At 70.3% G+C, this 17,254-nt stretch carries 21 protein-coding genes and 1 tRNA gene; 12 read left to right on the top strand and 10 right to left on the bottom strand.

Annotation, left to right across the window (positions count from 1 at the left end; genetic code table 11):
- The first annotated feature begins 1 nt into the window (after position 1).
- The gene (locus OG251_RS11415) at positions 2-799 is read left to right on the top strand and encodes an HAD family hydrolase (RefSeq protein ID WP_326681224.1); all 798 of its coding nucleotides are present in this window, start codon (positions 2-4) and stop codon (positions 797-799) included.
- 79 nt (positions 800-878) lie between these two features.
- Complete coding sequence (locus OG251_RS11410; RefSeq protein WP_326677056.1) at positions 879-1,538, top strand: O-methyltransferase; 660 nt, start codon at positions 879-881, stop codon at positions 1,536-1,538.
- 47 nt (positions 1,539-1,585) lie between these two features.
- Here OG251_RS11410 and OG251_RS11405 read toward each other — a convergent pair whose 3' ends face one another.
- From OG251_RS11405 to OG251_RS11390, 4 genes are all read right to left on the bottom strand, one after another.
- A complete protein-coding gene (locus OG251_RS11405) occupies positions 1,586-1,807 on the bottom strand; it encodes an FmdB family zinc ribbon protein (protein ID WP_326677055.1) in 222 nt (73 codons plus the stop codon).
- A 230-nt stretch (positions 1,808-2,037) separates the two neighbouring features.
- Positions 2,038-2,643: a DUF4383 domain-containing protein gene (locus OG251_RS11400; RefSeq protein WP_326677054.1), complete on the bottom strand. Its 606-nt coding sequence runs from the start codon at positions 2,641-2,643 to the stop codon at positions 2,038-2,040.
- A gap of 271 nt (positions 2,644-2,914) precedes the next feature.
- Positions 2,915-4,291, bottom strand: coding sequence for a hypothetical protein (locus tag OG251_RS11395; protein WP_326677053.1), 1,377 nt, complete (start codon positions 4,289-4,291; stop codon positions 2,915-2,917).
- Positions 4,292-4,362: 71 nt separating this feature from the next.
- Positions 4,363-5,142, bottom strand: a complete 780-nt coding sequence (locus tag OG251_RS11390; protein ID WP_326677052.1) for a DUF4097 family beta strand repeat-containing protein — start codon at positions 5,140-5,142, stop codon at positions 4,363-4,365.
- A 334-nt stretch (positions 5,143-5,476) separates the two neighbouring features.
- Between OG251_RS11390 and OG251_RS11385 the strand changes: the two genes are divergently transcribed.
- Positions 5,477-5,551: transfer RNA gene (locus OG251_RS11385), tRNA-Val, on the top strand.
- Between the two features lie 622 nt (positions 5,552-6,173).
- Here the strand turns inward: OG251_RS11385 and OG251_RS11375 are convergent.
- Positions 6,174-6,620 carry a MerR family transcriptional regulator gene (locus OG251_RS11375; protein ID WP_326677051.1) on the bottom strand — a complete coding sequence of 149 codons (447 nt, stop codon included), beginning with the start codon at positions 6,618-6,620 and terminating at the stop codon, positions 6,174-6,176.
- A 59-nt stretch (positions 6,621-6,679) separates the two neighbouring features.
- On the opposite strand from OG251_RS11375, the gene OG251_RS11370 reads away from it, so the two are divergent.
- Positions 6,680-7,588 (top strand): NAD(P)-dependent oxidoreductase, encoded by a 909-nt coding sequence (locus tag OG251_RS11370; RefSeq protein ID WP_326677050.1) that lies wholly within the window; start codon positions 6,680-6,682, stop codon positions 7,586-7,588.
- Positions 7,589-8,284: 696 nt separating this feature from the next.
- On the opposite strand, the gene OG251_RS11365 is transcribed toward OG251_RS11370, so the two are convergent.
- Together OG251_RS11365 and OG251_RS11360 are read right to left on the bottom strand one after the other, a co-directional pair.
- Positions 8,285-8,740, bottom strand: a complete 456-nt coding sequence (locus OG251_RS11365) for a hypothetical protein (RefSeq protein WP_326677049.1) — start codon at positions 8,738-8,740, stop codon at positions 8,285-8,287.
- 151 nt (positions 8,741-8,891) lie between these two features.
- A complete protein-coding gene (locus tag OG251_RS11360) occupies positions 8,892-9,113 on the bottom strand; it encodes a hypothetical protein (RefSeq protein WP_326677048.1) in 222 nt (73 codons plus the stop codon).
- Positions 9,114-9,287: 174 nt separating this feature from the next.
- On the opposite strand from OG251_RS11360, the gene OG251_RS11355 reads away from it, so the two are divergent.
- The 7 genes from OG251_RS11355 (at position 9,288) to OG251_RS11325 (ending at position 13,250) form a co-directional block, all read left to right on the top strand.
- Positions 9,288-10,532: a Twin-arginine translocation pathway signal gene (locus tag OG251_RS11355; RefSeq protein ID WP_326677047.1), complete on the top strand. Its 1,245-nt coding sequence runs from the start codon at positions 9,288-9,290 to the stop codon at positions 10,530-10,532.
- A gap of 8 nt (positions 10,533-10,540) precedes the next feature.
- Complete coding sequence (locus tag OG251_RS11350) at positions 10,541-10,849, top strand: 4a-hydroxytetrahydrobiopterin dehydratase (protein ID WP_326681223.1); 309 nt, start codon at positions 10,541-10,543, stop codon at positions 10,847-10,849.
- A gap of 317 nt (positions 10,850-11,166) precedes the next feature.
- Positions 11,167-11,715, top strand: coding sequence for a hypothetical protein (locus OG251_RS11345; protein ID WP_326677046.1), 549 nt, complete (start codon positions 11,167-11,169; stop codon positions 11,713-11,715).
- Between the two features lie 137 nt (positions 11,716-11,852).
- Complete coding sequence (locus OG251_RS11340) at positions 11,853-12,278, top strand: hypothetical protein (protein WP_326677045.1); 426 nt, start codon at positions 11,853-11,855, stop codon at positions 12,276-12,278.
- A gap of 122 nt (positions 12,279-12,400) precedes the next feature.
- The gene (locus OG251_RS11335) at positions 12,401-12,619 is read left to right on the top strand and encodes a hypothetical protein (RefSeq protein WP_326677044.1); all 219 of its coding nucleotides are present in this window, start codon (positions 12,401-12,403) and stop codon (positions 12,617-12,619) included.
- Positions 12,620-12,624: 5 nt separating this feature from the next.
- Positions 12,625-12,963 (top strand): hypothetical protein, encoded by a 339-nt coding sequence (locus OG251_RS11330; RefSeq protein WP_326677043.1) that lies wholly within the window; start codon positions 12,625-12,627, stop codon positions 12,961-12,963.
- 65 nt (positions 12,964-13,028) lie between these two features.
- Entirely contained in the window at positions 13,029-13,250 is a 222-nt protein-coding gene (locus OG251_RS11325) for a DUF2277 domain-containing protein (protein ID WP_073724812.1), read from the top strand.
- A 30-nt stretch (positions 13,251-13,280) separates the two neighbouring features.
- Here the strand turns inward: OG251_RS11325 and OG251_RS11320 are convergent, their stop codons facing one another.
- Complete coding sequence (locus tag OG251_RS11320; protein WP_326677042.1) at positions 13,281-13,982, bottom strand: DedA family protein; 702 nt, start codon at positions 13,980-13,982, stop codon at positions 13,281-13,283.
- A 200-nt stretch (positions 13,983-14,182) separates the two neighbouring features.
- Here OG251_RS11320 and OG251_RS11315 point away from each other — a divergent pair, with 200 nt between their 5' ends.
- Positions 14,183-14,815, top strand: a complete 633-nt coding sequence (locus tag OG251_RS11315) for a superoxide dismutase family protein (protein ID WP_326677041.1) — start codon at positions 14,183-14,185, stop codon at positions 14,813-14,815.
- 131 nt (positions 14,816-14,946) lie between these two features.
- On the opposite strand, the gene OG251_RS11310 is transcribed toward OG251_RS11315, so the two are convergent.
- Positions 14,947-15,405 carry a DoxX family protein gene (locus OG251_RS11310; protein WP_073724818.1) on the bottom strand — a complete coding sequence of 153 codons (459 nt, stop codon included), beginning with the start codon at positions 15,403-15,405 and terminating at the stop codon, positions 14,947-14,949.
- 113 nt (positions 15,406-15,518) lie between these two features.
- The gene (locus OG251_RS11305) at positions 15,519-17,213 is read right to left on the bottom strand and encodes an alkaline phosphatase D family protein (protein ID WP_326677040.1); all 1,695 of its coding nucleotides are present in this window, start codon (positions 17,211-17,213) and stop codon (positions 15,519-15,521) included.
- Positions 17,214-17,254: the final 41 nt, after the last annotated feature.

Raw genomic sequence — 17,254 nt, 5'->3', positions numbered from 1 at the left:
CATGGTCGCCAGCGACCTCGACCGCACCCTCATCTACTCCTCCGGGGCGCTCCACCTCACCGTGCCGGACGCAGAGGCCCCCCGGCTGCTGTGCGTGGAGGTGTACGACCACAAGCCGCTCTCCTACCTGACGGAGACGGCGGCCGGACTCCTGCGGGACGTGGCCCGTTCGACGGTCTTCGTGCCGGCCACCACCCGTACCCGCGAGCAGTACCACCGCATCCACCTTCCCGGCCCGGCCCCCCGCTACGCCATCTGCGCCAACGGCGGGCACCTCCTGGTCGACGGGGTCTCCGACCCGGACTGGCAGGCGCAGGTGGCGACCCGGCTCGCCGACGAATGCGCCTCGCTCGCCGAGGTCCGGGCCCACCTCGTCGCCGCCGCCGACCCGACGTGGCTGCTCAAGGAACGGGTCGCCGAGGACCTCTTCGCCTACCTCGTCGTCGAGCGCGCGCTGCTGCCCGAGGACTGGGTGAAGGAGCTGGCGGAGTGGGCGGACGGCCGTGGCTGGACCGTCTCGCTCCAGGGCCGGAAGATCTACGCCGTGCCCCGGCCCCTCACCAAGAGCGCCGCGATGCGGGAGGTCGCCCGCCGCTGCGGCGCCACGCTCACCCTCGCCGCCGGTGACTCGCTCCTCGACGCCGACCTGCTGCTGGCCGCCGACCGCGGCTGGCGCCCCGGCCACGGAGAACTCGCGGACAGCGGCTGGAGCGCCCCCCACGTCGAGGCACTCGGCGAGAGCGGGGTGGCGGCGGGCGAGGAGATCCTGCGCCGGTTCCTGGGCACGGACACGGCGTAGGGCCGGGCTTCCGGGCGTGGCGGCCCCGGGCTGGTCAAGCTGCGTACGAGAGACCGACCGCACGAAGGAGCGACGCGCGATGACCAAGGGCAACGACACCAGGATCACGGACGAGCTGTACGCGTACATGCTGGCGCACAACCCGCCGCTTGACGCGGTCCAGCGCGAGCTGGTGGAGACCACCTACGCGCGCTTTCCCGACCACGCCGGGATGCAGTCGGCCGCGGAACAGGGACCGCTGCTCGCGTTCCTCGTCCGGCTGACCGGCGCCAGGCACATCGTGGAGGTCGGCACGTTCACCGGCTTCAGCGCCCTGGCGATGGCGCAGGCGCTTCCGGCGGGCGGGAGCCTGATCGCCTGCGACATCTCGGATGAGTGGACGGCGTACGGCCGGGAGGCATGGGCGAAGGCGGGCGTCGCCGACCGCGTCGACCTGCGCATCGCGCCCGCCCTCGACACCCTGCGGGCGATGCCGTCCGAGCCGCACATCGACTTCGCCTACCTGGACGCGGACAAGGGCAACTACATCCCGTACTGGGAGGAGTTGGTGCCCCGGATGCGCCCCGGCGGAGTCATCGCCACGGACAACGTGCTGTTCCACGGCGGGGTCACGGACCCGGAGGCGACCGGGGGAGCGGCGGCGATCAAGGAGTTCAACGACCACGTCGGCGCCGACGTCCGGATGGACAGCGTGCTGCTGACGGTCGCGGACGGGCTGACGCTCTCCCGTAAGAAGTAGCGCGCCGGCCCGCCCCCGCCGGTATCGAGGCGTTCGTCGCCCGGGTCTCAGCCGCAGCAACCGCCGCCGCAGCAGCCACCACCTCCGCCTCCGCCGCCGGACGGGGCGGGCGCGGACGTGGCCGATCCGCCCACGGCCACGGTGGAGAGCAGCTTCACGGTGTCGTCGTGCCCGGCGGGGCAGGCGGCGGGGTCGGAGGATTCCGCCATCGGGCGGCTGAGTTCGAATGTGTCTCCGCAGGTGCGGCAGCGGAATTCATAGCGAGGCATGGCCCCAGGCTAAGGGCTGTCCCGTAATTCCTGGCGGGCGCACGACGACGGCTACGGCACCTCGCGGCGTTGTCGGAGCACCCGAATACATCCCGTATGCGGACGTTCCTCCGCCTTGCGATGCACCGCATCCGACGCCGTGCGCTGATCCACCAGGGATGACGGGACGGCCCTTCGGGCCAACGCCGGTACGGGGCTACGCCCGAAGGTGTGGGCCCGGTCCGGGCGGCCTACCTGTGGGCATCCGGCACGGTGAGGGGCGGCCGCCCGCGGCGGGCCTCGTGGGCGGCCTGTTCCGGGTGTCGGGCGCGCCAGTACGGGTTGTCGTGCGGCAAGCCGCCACTCACCCTCCCGTACATCCCGAAGAACATCAGCATCACGCCCACCACAAAGCTGAACAGCACGTTCTGGATCTGGAAGGCGAGGAAGTTCATCCCGGTGTCCAGGAGCGCGAGATTCACGAATCCGCTGAGGATGAAGGCGATGCCCAGGACCATGTTGAGCGTGGAGGCGAAGTTGCCGCCGATGACCATTCCGACGAAGAGCAGCAGCCCGACACAGATGGACAGCACGCTGAGCGCACCGTTGGTGTTGAGGCCCGCGACCGTGTCGCCGCCGGTGTCGAAGAAGCCGATCCTGTCGATCAGCCCGAGGATGCCGAAGGCGAGCAGCACCAGCCCGGTCAGCCCGGCTCCGATCCGGTAGACCTGGCTGAGCCGGTGGTCGACCGGGAGGTGCTCGTCGAGCTGGATGCCGGTGCGCCGCCGAACGGAGTGCGGCAGCCCGGGGCGGGATACGAGGGGTGCGCGAGGTTCATGACGTGCGTGGATGGCCATGTCGGTCTCCTTCGGCCTCCTGTGAAGCCGCGTACTTCCAGGATCGGCCACCCACGACCATGGGACAAATCGGACGCCGACGTGTGCGGGGCGGCGCGATGCCGGGCCATGCGCGGCCCCGCTTCGGCTCCCCTTCCCCGTCCGCTTCAGGCCCGGGCTTCGCCCTGTCCGCCTCAGGCTCGGGCCTCGCGCTCTCCGTCTCAGGCTCGGGCCTCGCGCTCTCCGTCTCAGGCTCGGGCTTCGCCCTCTCCGCCTCCGCCCCGCCTCCGCCTCAGGCTCCGGCCCCGCGCTCCTCACGGATCTCGGAGACCACCCGCGCCGCGGTCTGCCGCACGGCTTCGGTCTCGGTCAGGAAGTGCCAGTAGTCGGGGTGCCGTCCCTCAAGGCCGCTGATGGCACGGTCCAGCCGGGCCACGGCGTCGTCCAGTGGCCGGGCGTGGCGCGGATCGGGCGTGTTGCGTCCGGCCATGGCCAGCCGCTGGGCGTCCCGGATGGCGAACCGGGTCCGCTGGATCTCCTGCTCCGGGTCCTTCGCCACGGCGTCCAGCCGCTGCAACCGGTCACCCGCGGCGGACACCGCCTCATCGGTCGCGTTCAGCAGGGCCCGGACCGTGCTCAGCAGGGAGATGGCGTCGGGCCAGCGCTGCTCGTCCCGGGCCTTGGCGGCCTCGGCGAGCTTCTCCTCGGCCTGCCGGATGTTCACCGACGCCTGCTCGGGGACGGGCTGGAGGTCCTGCCAGCACGCGGCCGAGAACCGTCGCCGCAACTCGCTGAGCACCGGCTCGACCGATCCCGCGCGCGTCGTCAGCGCCTGGGCGCGGGTACGCAGCGACACCAGCCGCCGGTCGATCTCGGCGGCGCGCTCCGGCAGCCGCTCGGCCTCGGCCCGTACCGCCTCGGCGTCACGCAGCACCGTGTCGGCCCGCTGGAGCGTCTCCGCCACCCCGTGCCGGCCGGCGCCCTGATTGAGCTTGGTCAGCTCCGGGGCGAGGGCCGCCAGCCGTGCCGCGAGATCGTCCGCCCGCAGCCCGGACGCCCGCACCGCGTCGAGAGCGTTGCTCGCGCCGAGCAGCGCCTGCCGGGCCCGCTCCACGGCGGGCACGAGCCGGGCGAGCTGGGTCTCCGCACTGCCGAGCAGCGGACCGAGCCCCTGCGCGAACCGGTCCAGCTCGCCCTTGACCCGTACGAGATCGTCCTTGGCCCGGGTCAGCTCGGTCCGGGCGTGGGTGGCGACGGACGGTTCCAGATCGTCCCGGTCGAGGTCGTGCGCGTCGACGGCCGTGATGTAGGCATGGCTGACCTCGTCGATGCGCCGCCCGAGCGCGGCGAAGTCGTCCGCAGCCTTGCGGCCGCGCGGGGAACTGTCGACGGCGGTGATCGTCTCGATCGAGATCCGGAGGTCGCGCTGAGCGGTGTCCAGCTCGTAGAAGGCTTCGGCGGCCGCGTCCTTCGCCGCCTGCGCGTCGGCGCGCTGGCTCTCCCCGCGCCCGCCGAACCAGCGGCGCGTACCGCCGCCGGCGAAGGAGGCGGGCAGCGCGGCGACGAGGAGGGGCACCGGCAGCAGCATCAGCGCCACCACGTCCCGGACCCCCTGGACGGCGGAACTCCCACCCGCTCTTGCCTGCGGCCGCGCGTGTGTCGCCGTCACATCCCTCTCCCGTGCTGTTTCGCCCTGCCCGGTACATTCTCCCACCAGGTAAGGACGAACACACGGGCCGGTTAGTTCGCGCTTCGCACGGTGACTTGTCCGTTGTCGCTGCGGGCCTTCACCACGTGCGGGCTGCTGTCGCTGCGGGCCACCTGCACGGAGACGTCGCCGTTGTCGGCCGAGGCGTTCACGGCGTACGCCCGTTTCCCCGGCGGCAGGTCGATGGTGATGCCCCCGTTGTCGCTGACGGTGTCCACGAGATCCGGCACGGTGCTGAACCCCAGCCGGACCGAGCCGCTGTCCGACCGGGCGATCACGGACGTGCCGGAGATCCTCTCCGCGACGACGGAACCGTTGTCGCTCACCAGCTTCAGGGGCCCGCGCGAGTCCCGTACGACGACTCCGCCGTTGTCGGAGGAGAGGTCGAGCGGGGTATCGAACCCGGCGGCGCTGACCCGCCCGTTGTCCGAGCCCGCCTTCACGCTCACCCCGCGCGGCACCTTCACCCGGTGCAGGGAGTCGCAGTTGCTGGTCAGGGCGTCGCACGTCACCTTGAGCGTCAGGGTGTCGTCCACCATCCGCCAGGAGGCGTTGGGCCCGCTGCCCAGCACCACCCACCCGTCGACCTGCCGCTCCACCTCGACCTGTTCCACGTCGGCGGGTACGAGTTCGATGGTGGAGTTCTCGGACACGACGGTCAGCGTCCGGCCCTCGATGCCGAACGCCTTGCGCTCGACCGGGGCACTGTCGACGTCGGTCCCACAGCCACTGAGCGCCACGGCGATCAGGACGGCCCCACCACCGACGAGAACCGCCCGCCCCTTCCGGGCCCCACGCCCCCGGAAGGGCACACCGCCCCCACGGGTGCCGCTGATGCCACGGGTAGCGCGGTGAGCACGTGTACGGAATTCCACGGTGATCGGTCCCCCAGGTGATGCGGTCGGATTGGTCCTGCCCGATGCGCCGCCGCGACCGGCGCGGCTTCCCGGCACGTCCCGCGTGACCGGTGCGGCTTCACCGTATGCACCGCCGCCCCCGACGAGAATCCGGACGGCTACCGTCTCCGGGGTGGGGATATCCCCCCTGCCGCCCCCATGCGCCCTCCCACAGAACCGCCAGCACCGGGCCCACGGAACCGGTTTGTGAGCGGGGGCCCTGAGCCATGTACGCTGTTGCCTCATCCACGGGTGCGTAGCTCAGGGGTAGAGCGCTGCTCTTACAAAGCAGATGTCGGCGGTTCGAAACCGTCCGCGCCCACCAGTACGAAGGCCCCCAACCGATCATGGTTGGGGGCCTTCGGCGTCTACTTCTGGCATCAACGGGTGCGGTCAGCCACGGTCGGGACGCTGCCGCCTCAGTATGCGGTCGAGGTGGCTCACGGCCTCACGCTGCGTGTCCCGCACGACGTGGGCGTAGAGGTTCACGTGACCGCGACCCGACTGTGCCCGAGGATCTCCATCACGACGCGGGGAGCGACGCCGGCGGCGGTCAGCCGGGGCGCGCAGCAGCGCACCATGCCCGCGCGGAGCTGCCAAGACGTCACCTCCGGCCATCGGGAGCTGTTGCAGGTTTCTCTACCTGATCAAGGCACCCGGCTGCGCTCCGCCGGGCGCGCTTCCCGGCTCTGGCTGCGCCCGCGCTCCTGCCTTCGGCCCGCTGTACCGTCTTCGCAGACGATCGCAGGAGGGGAGAAGCGATGGGTCAATTCCAGTTCAGTTGAGAACTGACCGGCTCTGGCTGGGCAACGTGTTCCATTTCTGACGTTTCTTCGAAGCACGAGCACGGAACGCCCGAATACATCCCGTATGCGGACGTCCCTCCGCCTTGCGATGCACCGCGTCCGACACCGTGCGCTGATCCACCAAGGATTACGGGACAGCCCTTAGTCAGACCTGATGCCGAGCGGTACCGCAGTGGCGTCGCCGGGCCGCTCTGCGGCACCGGCCGCGTAGCAGGCTTCCGGGTCGCCGCCTCCGGTCGGAGCCGTGGCGGCGATGACGGCGTCCAGCGTGTCCCGCGCGGCCAACAGGCCGGCCACTGCCTCGTCGATGCGTTCACGTTCCCGGTTCAGGTCGGGCAGCATGCCGGAACAGGCCGGCGCCAGGGTCTGCCCGTCATCGACCATGCAGGGCATCAGTTCGGCGATCGTGGCGGTGTTGAGACCGGCGCCAAGCAGCATGCGGATGCCCCGCACTGTGGCTATGTCCTCTTCCGTGAACTCGCGATATCCGCTTGGCCGCCGCGATGGTTCGAGCAGCCCCTGCTCCTCGTAATAACGCAGCAGGCGTTGGCTGACCCCCGTCCGCCGGGAGAGCTCCCCCATGCGCAAGTGACGACCCCCACATTCAGTTGACTCTCACACCGATGTGAGACAGCAGTCTATTCCGCATGACGAACCAGCAATCAGCAAGCCCGCAGCACGCACCCGTTACCGTCATCGGCCTCGGTCCTATGGGCCTCGCCCTCGCCGAGACGCTTCTGGAACACGGCCACCCCACGACCGTCTGGAACCGCACCCCGGAGAAGGCCAACAGCCTCGTCACCAAGGGCGTCCACCGCGCCGGGACCGTCGCCGAGGCGGTGTCCGCGAGCCCTGTCACGATCATGTGCCTGAAGGACTACGAGACGATGTACGCGGTCCTCGGCTCCGCTGGTAGCGCCTTGAAGGGCCGCGTAATGGTGAACCTCAACTCCGGTACGCCGAATGAGGCGCACGCTGCGGTCAGCTGGGCAACCGAGCGAGGCATGGGCTATCTGGACGGCGCGATCATGGTGCCGCCGCCGCTCGTCGGGCACCCTGAGTCCGTCTTCCTCTACAGCGGTTCACAGGATGTCTTCGACGAGCACCGGGCGACGCTGGCGAGGATGGGCGACCCCCGGTACCTGGGCTCCGACCCCAGCCTGGCGGTGCTGTACAACGCGGCACTGCTCGGCATGATGTACGCAACCATGAACGGCTTTCTGCACGCCACGGCGCTGGTCGGGTCAGCCAACGTATCGGCGGTCACCTTCGCCGATCTCGCCCTCAATTGGTTCATGCCCTCGGTGGTGGACTCAACCCTCACCGAGCAGGCTCCCGACCTGGACAAAAGCAACTACCCCGGCGACGTGGGAACCATGGAGATGAACCTCAACGCGCTTGAACACATCACCCGCACCTGTGTGGAGCAGGGCATTCACTCCGACCAGCCCCGGCTGATGAAGACGATCGCCGAGCAGGCGATCTCCGAGGGTTACAGCGGCAAGAACTACCTGGCCGTGTTCGAAGTCTTCAAGAAGGCGACACAGGCTTCGTGACCTCATTCCAGGCAGCCCACGCGCATGGGGTTGCTTCGACTGGCTCTGAGGCAAAGGCCAGAACCGCCCGTGTGCTTCGGGAAGTCCGCTGTGATGCCACCGACATCAACGACATCGGCCGGGAGCGTACGTCAGCCACTCGGTCCGTCCGCCGCACCAGCCGACGACACCAGCGGAAGCGGGCTGGGGGCGAACTCACAAAGCAGATGCCGGCGGTTCGAAACCGTCCGCGCCGACCAAGGTAAAGGTGAATCCCCAGGTCAGGGCGTACGTGACCTGGGGATTTGTCATTCCTACGTTTCGCCACCGCTCTGACTACACACTGGCTACTTCCCCACTACAGGGCTGCATCTCCCGAATCTCTCCCATGAGATGGCGACAACAGCGCAGATCAGCAGCTGAATTCGGCGCCACAACGACGCGGCCATCCCTTCACCCGTCATCGGGCCATCGGAGACCACATCCGCGCTGCCCGCCTCACTACTGGTCTGACGCAGGAGGAGGCAGCCCTGCGCATCGCGATGAACCGGGTTACGTACAACCGGATCGACGCGAGTGGCCCGGCCGGTCACCGGAGTCCGTGCCGGTTCGGGTCGTGGCAGCCACCTTTCGTGGTGCCGCATCCGGAGCAGCCCTGCCCGCCTTCGTCGTTCGCGGTCGGGGTGGGAAGCGTCGCGCTGTGCATGGTGGTTCCGTTCAGGTGGTGTGGCAGGGGCAGGCGCAGTCGGGGCGCCGGCAGTGGTCGTGGCCGTCGGCGAGGTGGGGTTGCTGTGCTGCGCGGCAGGGGGCGCTGTGCGTGTCGCCGCGAAGCTGCTCGGCCAGTGCCAGCACGTCATCGAGCCGGGCCCCGGCGGCTGCCGCTTGGGCCAGTTCGGTGTTCGTGATCGGTTGGCCGTGCCACAGGAGGGTGATCCCGTGTTCGGGGCAGCAGGCCATGTCCTCGGTCTCGACGGGGAAGTCGTGGACGCCGCCGCTGTGGTGACACTTCACTCGGACCCCCTCCCCACGCCGTCCGGGGTGTTCGGCCATTCCCTGTGCTCGCTGGGGGCGCCAGTCGTAGTGGGGGCCGGTGTGGCCGGGGGGCTGGGTGCATCGGGCGTAGGTGCCGGGGTTCTCGGCCCAGCAGTACCCGTACCCGATGGGCGTGTTCATCGGCGTGCTTCCCGCCAGGCGCGGCCGAGCCGTATGAACGTCCCGCAGAACGCTCCCGTACGGCAGGTGGCACACGCGAGGGTGTGCCCGAGATAGGCCAGATACGCGCGCTCCGGCGGCGGGAACCCGGTCCGCCGCCGCGTCGGCGCCATCACCGGGCCGCCCTCCGCACCGAGCACGCCAGCACATCCACACACTCACGGGGAAACCACGCGTACGCGGCACCGGTAGCGGGAGTGACCCGCTGCTCGCCGAGGTCGACACCCAGGTCAGTGCCGAGCGGCGCCGCGCACCACACGCACGCGGCGCCGCGCTGCTGAGCATCAGAGAGAGGCTCGGGGCTGGGCAGCGGCATCTCTACGGGTGCAGACACGAAAGCTCCCTGTGTTGATAGAGGGGGGCTTCCAGCCGTTTCGCTGCACAGCCCGCTGTCACCCCTCGATGATGGGTGCGCACGCCAAGTAGGTAATAGGTCGTCGGATGGCCACGCGTGGCCACGTGGCGGCCATGGCTGGGAGCGCGAACGATGACACCCCACACTGGACTCATGGGCCGCAACGACGCGCTGCGCGGCGCCCGCCTCCGCCGCGGCTGGAGGACTGTCGAGGCCGCCGCAACCACGGTCACCGAGCACGGGCAGCAACTCCTGGACGACCGCCAGTTCACCGTGTCCGCGCGGACGTGGCGCCGGTGGGAAGGCGACCGTCCCGGGTGGCCGGCGGAGGAGACAGCGATCGTGCTGCATGACGCCCTTGGCCGCTGGCCCGAGGACCTGGGCTTCACCACCCCGCCGGGCTGGATCCGGCCCGAGCACCACGAAGAGGAACAGGTGAGTCGCCGCACCTTTGCCTCCGTGACCGCCGCCGCACTCGTTGCCGGACCGGTCGCGCCGCAGCATGTCGACCCTGCTCTGGTCGACTACTTCCAGCAGCAGCTGGAAGGGCACTACCGGGCCGACATGTTCCTCGGCCCCCATGACCTGATCGGTACGGTGTCCGCCCAGTACCAGTTGATCGACAAGCTGGTGCGGTCCGCGAAGGGCGAGACGCGCCAAAGCCTGCTGCGCGCGGGTGCCGCCTATGCGGCGCTCGTCGGTTGGCTGTACCAAGACGCCGGCGATATGGATGGTGCGAGCTTCTGGCGCGGGATCACGCAGGAGATCGCCATACGGTCCAGGGACCCGCATCTCATCGGGTATTCGCTGGTGAACCAGGCGCAGGTCCGTACCGACCTTGGCGACGGACAAGCGGTCGTCGACCTGTGCGAGGCCGCCCTTGACGACTCGGACCGGCTGATGCCGAAGGTGCGGATCATGGCGATGCAGCAGCAGGCCCACGGGGCAAGCCTCGTCGGGGAGCGGCGGGCCGTCGACCAGCTGCTCGACCAGGCCGACCGGCTACTGCCCCGCGTCGATGACGACCTGCCGTGGGGTAACGCCTGCCGGCGGACTCCCGGATACCTGGAGGTGCAACGGGCCACCTGCTACGGACGCCTCGGGCTCGGCGTGGAGGCCGGTTCACTGTGGGCGCAGGTCCTGGACGGGGTGCCGGAAACGGCCCGCCGGGACCGCGGGGTGTACTTGGCCCGGCAGGCGACCGCAGCGGCTGCCGCGCAGGAGCCGGATCAGGCGGTGGAGATCGCCCGGACGGTGGCGACGATCGCCGTAGAGACGCGATCGGCGCGGATGCGCGGGGAGTTGGTCACCCTGGAGCGGACGATGCGCCCGTGGCAGGATGCACCGGTCGGCCGGGACCTGACGGAGGTTTTGGCACCCGTGACTGATAGGAGCTGATCGTGGCCATGGACCCGCTCACGGATGAGGAAATCGCCGCGCGGCTGGCCGGACTACCGGGGTGGGTGCGCGACGGGAACGAGATCACGCGCCGGTTCGGAATCCGTTACCACGGCGGCATCGCGATGATTGTGCACGTCGCCGACATCGAGCGCCTGATCGGCCACCACGCGGACATCGATCTGCGGTGGGATCACGTCCGTTTCGGTATCACGACGCATGACGCCGGGCACCGGCTCACCGAGGCCGACTTCGACCTGGCGGCCCGGATCGATCAGATCGCCGCCGCACACGAGGCGCAGCCATTCAACCCCTGATCAGCGGCGTACGATCCGGCCCGTGGCGAATATCGAACTCACCGCCGAACTGATCGCACTGGAGCACGCGGCCTGGGCCGAGCAGCAGGAAGGCCGCCTCACCGTGGCCACGGTCGACGCCTGACGCGCGAAAGGCCCCCTCCGCCCGAAGGGGCCAACCCCGCAGAAGCGGGGACCATCCGAACGGGCCGATCTTCTCCACGTCGCCGGAAGGGGCCATCCCCGCGCACGCGGGGGATCGTGTTCTTGAACTGGCCCTGCGCGACCCGGCCATGAGAATCGCAGCATCATCCCCGGCGCGGCGGCACACTTGCCCCATGGATCAAGGGGTCGCCGCTCTCGTCGCGGGAATTGTGGGCATGGCCGGTGCGCTCGGCGGTGCGGCGGCGGGCGGGTACGCCGCCGTTCGAGGGGCTCGGATCGCGGCCGAGAGCACGGCTGCCGCTACACGGCGTCAGGTCCAGGAACAGGCTGCGGCCGAGCATGCCCATTGGCTCACGGATCTGCGCAGGGAGAAGTACTCCACTCTGGTCCGCACCAGCGGCAACTTCGTCGTGCACATCGTCCCTCTCATCACGTTCGGGCAGCGCCGGGACGATCCCGACTCGCCGCTGAACGACGCATGCGGTGCCTACCGCGACCAGCTTCACGAGGCGCGATTCCTCGCCGACCGGGCGCTACAGGCGGCGATCGACGATGCCATGGAGTTGGTGGGGAACGTGGAGCACGAGCCGTACGACAGCGAGACGGAAAGAGTGGCATACCGTCATCGGCTGGTTGCTCAAGCGATTGAGTGCGGGCGTGCGATTGAAGACGCGGCGAGGGCGGAGCTGGGTCTGCCTGCCCGGGAGCGGCCATCGGCGTAGGAGCAGGGGGCGGGTCGCCTCGATTCGAGAGCGTTCAGCGCCGCCACAGCAACCACCCCTGGATTACGTCTCGTTGTGGGCCGTTCGCCGCCCCTGTACCTTCCGCGTACGGATCTGTAGGGCTCGGAGGGGGCAGGATGCCTGCATATGGTCGCGCGGACAGTGAGTGGGATCTACTCGTCGGTGCCGGACGGGAGTTCCTCGTCGAGCGGGCGAAACTTCGCAAGACGACCTCGTACACCGAGCTCAACGTCACTTTGAGCAGGCGAACCGGTTGCAGGACCTTCGACTTCGAGCGTGCCGACGAACGGGCCGCCATGGGGTACCTGTTGGGGCTGATCGTGGAGCGGGACCAGGAGCTCTCGCCCTCCAAGCCGCCGCTCATGATCTCCGCTCTCGTGAACTATCTGAGCGCCAACGACGCCGGTCCCGGTTTCTACCAGTTGGCCAAGCAACTCCGGCTGCTGCCCCTCAGTGCGTCGAGGGACGAGAAGGACGAGTTCTGGATCGATCAGATGAGGCGGGTCTACGCGCGGCATGGGGCCGGTCCGGCCGCGGTCTGAGATCTGCCGTGGTGCGAGGCGCCCGTCCCTGGTGCCCCGCAGCACCCCGTGAACACCCCCGTCCGTGATCGCGTCGTCCCCGTCGGGATGCGGTCCGGCTGTGGGCGGGGCACCGTGGAGGCATGGCCGGACATCCGCCTGTGATCGTTCATCCGCCCTCGCCGACCGGTGGGCGGCGGGTCACCGTGCGTGGTCAGATCGTCGGGCTGGCGCACGGGCGGGGTGATGTGGCCGCGCTTCTGCGGGAGGCGGGGCTGGCGTCGGGTGCGGATCGGGTCGTGGAGCTGGACCAGCCGCACTTGATCGAATGGCGAGGCGGCGACCTCGACACCTGGAGGTGAGCCCCGTGAAGCCTCGACGTGCGTCGCGGGGGTGGGTCTCGATCGAGCCGCCTCCTGGTTATTACGTCGGTGAGCCGCCCGACGACGTGCAGCGCGGTCTCATCCTCGACTGGGTGGTCAGTGAGCGGATCGCGAGCGGGTGGCGGGTGGAGTCGCGGTCCGGGACACAGGTCGTGCTCGTGCGCGGGCAGCCGGTGAACCATGTGCTGCATGCCTTCCTGACCGTCTTCTCCTGCCTCGTGTGGGGTGTCGTGTGGCTGGGGCTGGCCGTCACGAATCGCGTCGAGCGCGTTGCCCTCACGGTCGATGTCCAGGGCCACATCGTCACCGTCAACGCTCCGTGACCGTGTTGTGCGCAGGCGGTGACGCGGGCCGGGGTGTTGTCAGTGACGCGGTACACAATGGAGATATGTGCCGCAGTATCAAGACCCTTCGTCCGCCAGCCATCCCCGAAGAGGCCACCGAGGAGGACATGCGCGCCGCTGCCCTTCAGTACGTGCGCAAGGTGTCCGGGTTCCGTGCGCCCGCCGCGCACAACCGGGAGGTCTTCGACCGGGCCGTCGACGAGATCACGGCAGCCACGATGAAGCTGCTCGACGGCCTGGAGGTCAGGGGCGCCGCCAGAGGGTGATCGCTCGGGGAGATACGGGGCGGGTGCTCGTCAGGGACCGGCGGGCGCCGATACCGGTGGGGACACGGTGGCCGGTGCCTGGGCGGGTACGGCCGCGACTGCGGCTGCCGCCGCCGCTGCCGGGCGCCGCATGAGGAGCGCCGCCAGCGCGCCCGCCACGAACAGGGCCAGCACCGAGACAGCCGTCCCGAACCAGGTCGCCCCCAGCCACTGGCCGCCGAAGTAGCCGAGCCCCACGCTGTAGCCGGCCCAGGCCACGCCCGCCAGCGCCGACCACGGCAGGAATTCCTTCGCCTTGCGGTGGGCGGCGCCCGCGCCCAGGGAGACGACGGAACGGCCCGCCGGGGCGAAACGGGCGATGACGACGAGCGCGCCGCCGCCGCGGTTGAGTGCCGCGCCGAGACGTTCCTGAGCCGTGGTGAGGCGGCGTGAGCGGGCGATGGCCCGGTCCAGCCGGTCGCCGCCGCGCCAGGCGAGGCGGTACGCGACGAGGTCGCCGAGCACCGATGCGGTGGCCGCGCTCAGGGTCAGCACGAGCAGCGACGGCACCTGCTGGGTCGCTTCACCGGCGGCGCCGTTGACCGTGGTGGAGCCCGCGGCGGCGGCCGTCGCGGCCGTGATCACCAGGACACCACTGGGCAGGAGGGGCACGAAGACGTCCAGGAGCACCGAGAGGGCGACCACCGCGTAGATCCATGGGCTGCTGGTCAGCGCGCCCACACTCTCAAGCACCTACTACTCCCCGATTCGTGTCGACGCCGCGACGTCGCAGGGGAGCGGCAGGGGCGGCAGGGTCAGCTGTACAGCGTACGCCCGCTGTTTACCCGGAGATCACCAAGTGCGGGTGATGTTGTGCAGCTCACGTACACCTCGGGGAGTGCGCCGTCGTTAGGGCCGGGAGGAAACGGTCCGGCGAGAGCGAGGAGCAGCGGATGACGGTACGAGCGGCGGTACGGGTGGGACGGGCGGGATCGGGGGCGCTGGCGGCAGCCGCGGCCCTGGTGATGCTGACCGGTGGTGTCAGCGGGGCCGAAGGGAGCGGGGGAGCGCAGCGGGCCGGGGCCGGAGGGACGCTGGGCGCCGGTCCGGGCGGTGGCGTCGGAGGGCGGGGGTTCGACATGCGGGTCGAGGGACGTTTCTCCCCGCCGAACGCGTTCGTTCCCTCCAGTGCCGTCACCTATGACATGGAGCTCGTCCCGGCGGCCGCCCGTATCGCCGTCGAGCAGCGGTCGGACTACTTCGGGACCCGGGTCGCGGCGCGGCTGCGCGGGCTCGTCCCGAACCGTGTCTACGGGATGCATGTGCACACCGCGCCCTGTGGCGCCGATCCGAAGGCGGCGGGGCCGCACTACCAGCACCGCGCCTCGGCGACCGCGGACCCGGACAACGAGGTCTGGCTCGACTTCCGGACGGACCGGCACGGGAACGGTTCGGCGTGGGCCCGGCACGGCTGGGGCTTCCGGGAGGGCGGGGCGAGGTCGGTGATCATTCACGACGCGGCCGGCGGCGCGGGGGAGCGGGCCGCCTGCTTCACGGTGCCGTTCGGATCGTACGGGCGGGTGTGAGGCGCACTCGGGCTCAAGGCTGATCCGCGGCTGACCGCCCGGCCGGGAGCGGGGGTGGGCGGGTGCCCGTAGGCGCGCCCGGCTCCTCCCCGCCGTCGCGGAGGAGCCGGGCGCCGCATGCGGGGATGGGGTCAGGCCGTGACGGCCGGTGCGTGCTCGCGTGGGCGCTCGTCGCTGCGTACGCGAGCGGCCCGTGCGGAGAACAGCCGGTCCAGCGCCAGGGCGCCTGGGCCCGTGAAGACCAGCAGGAGGAACGCCCAGCAGAAGAAGACCACCGCTTCGCCGCCGTTCTGCAGGGGGAACAGCGCGTTCGGCTGGTGCACCGTGAAGTACGCGTACGCCATGGAGCCGGAGGCGAGGAACGAGGCCGCACGGGTGCCGAGGCCGAGTGCGACCAAGGTGCCGCAGACCAGTTGGATCAGGGCCGCGTACCAGCTCGGCCAGGTGCCGGCCGGCAGGGTCCCGCCGCCCATGGCGCCGCCGAGCACTCCGAAGAGTGAGGCGGCGCCGTGGCAGGCGAAGAGGAAGCCGACGACGAGGCGGAACAGGCTGATCGAGTAGGGCTGGGCCCGGTTGAGCGATTCGAGCATGGGGGGAGGGCTCCTTCGGTCTGGTGGGGACGTGAACCGATTGAGCGCACCAGGTTAGGGAGACCTCACCAGTGCTTGCAAGTTCAACATTCTGTCGACTGTCTGAAAATCGACTACTCCTCGGTGGTGAGCGATCGCTCCAGAACCGTCTCCAGCTGGGAACCTGCGGTGTTCTCTCTGGCCTGAACCAATGTCAGCGCAGCTTTCCGGCCATGGAGCGTGAGCGTCATCAACTGGTTGCCGAACCAGGGGCCGCCCGACTTCCGCCAGCGCACCGGCGGCGTGCCCGTGCGACCGTGCCGTGCCAGCACCCGGCCGAGCCGCCGGCCCGCGCGGCTCCAGCCGAAACGGAACCCCGTCCTGATCGTGGCGGGAATCGAGTTGTGGACAGGAGAGCAGGTCAGCTGGAGGATGCGGGCGTCCGGGGGGCCGCCCGGGGTGGACGCGGGCCACTCGGGCTCGGTGATGTACGCATGGTGCACATCACCTGAAAGCACGCAGATCGTCGCAGGGGCGTCCGGGCCGCTCCCCGCCTCCCGCAGAAGCTCCGTCAACTGGCGGAAGGATTCCGGGAATGCCGCCCAGTGTTCCAGGTCGGACGCCCGGCGCAGCTTCTCGCCGAGGCGCGCCCAGCGCTCGCCCCGCTCGCCGCGGCACAGTGCGGCGTTCCAGCTCTCGGCGTCATGGATGAGCGGTGGCAGCAGCCACGGCAGCGAGCTGCCGATCAGGAGATGGTCGTACGAACCGGGGTCGGCGAGGGCCTCCTCCCGCAGCCAGCGGGCCTCGTCGGCGTCGAGCATCGCCCGCTGCCGCTCGTCGAGAACACGGGCCGCCCGGGTGTCCACCATCAGCAGCCGTACTCGGCCGAAAACACGTCGGTAGCTCCAGCGTGTGAGGGCGGGGTCGGCGTCCGTCCGGGCGGCGAAGAGCCGCAGCGGTTCGGTGCCGTCCGGTGTGGCCCGGACCGCCGCGTACAACGGGTCCCGGGCCAGCTCGGCGGGGGAGAGGTTGCCCAGGTGCTGATAGACCCAGTACGACATCAGCCCGCTGACGATCCGCTCGTGCCACCAGGGGGTGGACCGGATGTCCGTCTGCCAGGCGGCGCTCGTGTTCCAGTCGTCGATGACATCGTGATCGTCGAAGATCATGCAGCTGGGGACCGTGGAGAGCAGCCAGCGCACCTCGGGGTCGCGCCAGGACTCGTCGTACAGGTGCGTGTATTCCTCGTAGTCGGCCACCTCCGCGCCCGGTGGCTCGTTCGGATCGCGGCGCGCCGCGATCCGGCGCCGGGTCGCCGGGGACGTCTCGTCGGCGTACACCTGATCGCCGAGGAGCAGCAGGACGTCGGGGCGTACGGCGTCGGGGTCGGCGGCGAGGTGTCCGGCCAGGGTGTCGAGGGCGTCCGGGCCCACGGGGTCACGCCCGCCCGCGGGGGCGGCCGCCCAGCGGCAGGAGCCGAAGGAGACCCGGACGTCCCGCTGCCCGGCCCCCGTCCCGTCCGCACCCCCGCCCTCGACGGAGGGGGTGGTGATCGTGCTCGCGGGGAAACGGGACTCCTCGGGCGGCCACACCCGCCGGGTGCCGAGCAGTACTTCGTACGCCGTCGTCGAGCCGGGCGTCAGCCCCGTCACGACCACCAGCGCGTAGTGGTGTCCGGCGACCGCGAACGTCGGGGACGAGCCCGACGCCCCGTCCGCGCACCGGACTTCGACGGTGCAGGGGCGGTCGGTCTCGACCCAGACGGTCGCGCTGGAGCCTGTCTCCCAGTCGACGTACCGCAGCAGTGGTCCCAGGCGCAGCCCGGCCATGTGGTGCCCTCCTCGTACCGCCGTGACGGGTGATCCGGTCA

This window comes from Streptomyces sp. NBC_01237 (assembly GCF_035917275.1).
In the GTDB taxonomy this organism is placed as follows: Bacteria; Actinomycetota; Actinomycetes; order Streptomycetales; family Streptomycetaceae; genus Streptomyces.
This window is presented reverse-complemented; position numbering and strand designations above follow the sequence as displayed.

Excerpts from the sequence above, each read along its gene's own strand:
- OG251_RS11415 (WP_326681224.1), top strand. The coding sequence starts at position 2 with ATGGTCGCCAGCGACCTCGACCGCACCCTCATCTACTCCTCCGGGGCG.
- OG251_RS11410 (WP_326677056.1), top strand. The coding sequence starts at position 879 with ATGACCAAGGGCAACGACACCAGGATCACGGACGAGCTGTACGCGTAC.
- OG251_RS11405 (WP_326677055.1), bottom strand. The coding sequence starts at position 1,807 with ATGCCTCGCTATGAATTCCGCTGCCGCACCTGCGGAGACACATTCGAA.
- OG251_RS11400 (WP_326677054.1), bottom strand. The coding sequence starts at position 2,643 with ATGGCCATCCACGCACGTCATGAACCTCGCGCACCCCTCGTATCCCGC.
- OG251_RS11370 (WP_326677050.1), top strand. The coding sequence starts at position 6,680 with ATGACGAACCAGCAATCAGCAAGCCCGCAGCACGCACCCGTTACCGTC.
- OG251_RS11365 (WP_326677049.1), bottom strand. The coding sequence starts at position 8,740 with ATGAACACGCCCATCGGGTACGGGTACTGCTGGGCCGAGAACCCCGGC.
- OG251_RS11355 (WP_326677047.1), top strand. The coding sequence starts at position 9,288 with ATGGGCCGCAACGACGCGCTGCGCGGCGCCCGCCTCCGCCGCGGCTGG.
- OG251_RS11350 (WP_326681223.1), top strand. The coding sequence starts at position 10,541 with ATGGACCCGCTCACGGATGAGGAAATCGCCGCGCGGCTGGCCGGACTA.
- OG251_RS11345 (WP_326677046.1), top strand. The coding sequence starts at position 11,167 with ATGGATCAAGGGGTCGCCGCTCTCGTCGCGGGAATTGTGGGCATGGCC.
- OG251_RS11340 (WP_326677045.1), top strand. The coding sequence starts at position 11,853 with ATGCCTGCATATGGTCGCGCGGACAGTGAGTGGGATCTACTCGTCGGT.
- OG251_RS11335 (WP_326677044.1), top strand. The coding sequence starts at position 12,401 with ATGGCCGGACATCCGCCTGTGATCGTTCATCCGCCCTCGCCGACCGGT.
- OG251_RS11325 (WP_073724812.1), top strand. The coding sequence starts at position 13,029 with ATGTGCCGCAGTATCAAGACCCTTCGTCCGCCAGCCATCCCCGAAGAG.
- OG251_RS11315 (WP_326677041.1), top strand. The coding sequence starts at position 14,183 with ATGACGGTACGAGCGGCGGTACGGGTGGGACGGGCGGGATCGGGGGCG.
- OG251_RS11310 (WP_073724818.1), bottom strand. The coding sequence starts at position 15,405 with ATGCTCGAATCGCTCAACCGGGCCCAGCCCTACTCGATCAGCCTGTTC.
- OG251_RS11305 (WP_326677040.1), bottom strand. The coding sequence starts at position 17,213 with ATGGCCGGGCTGCGCCTGGGACCACTGCTGCGGTACGTCGACTGGGAG.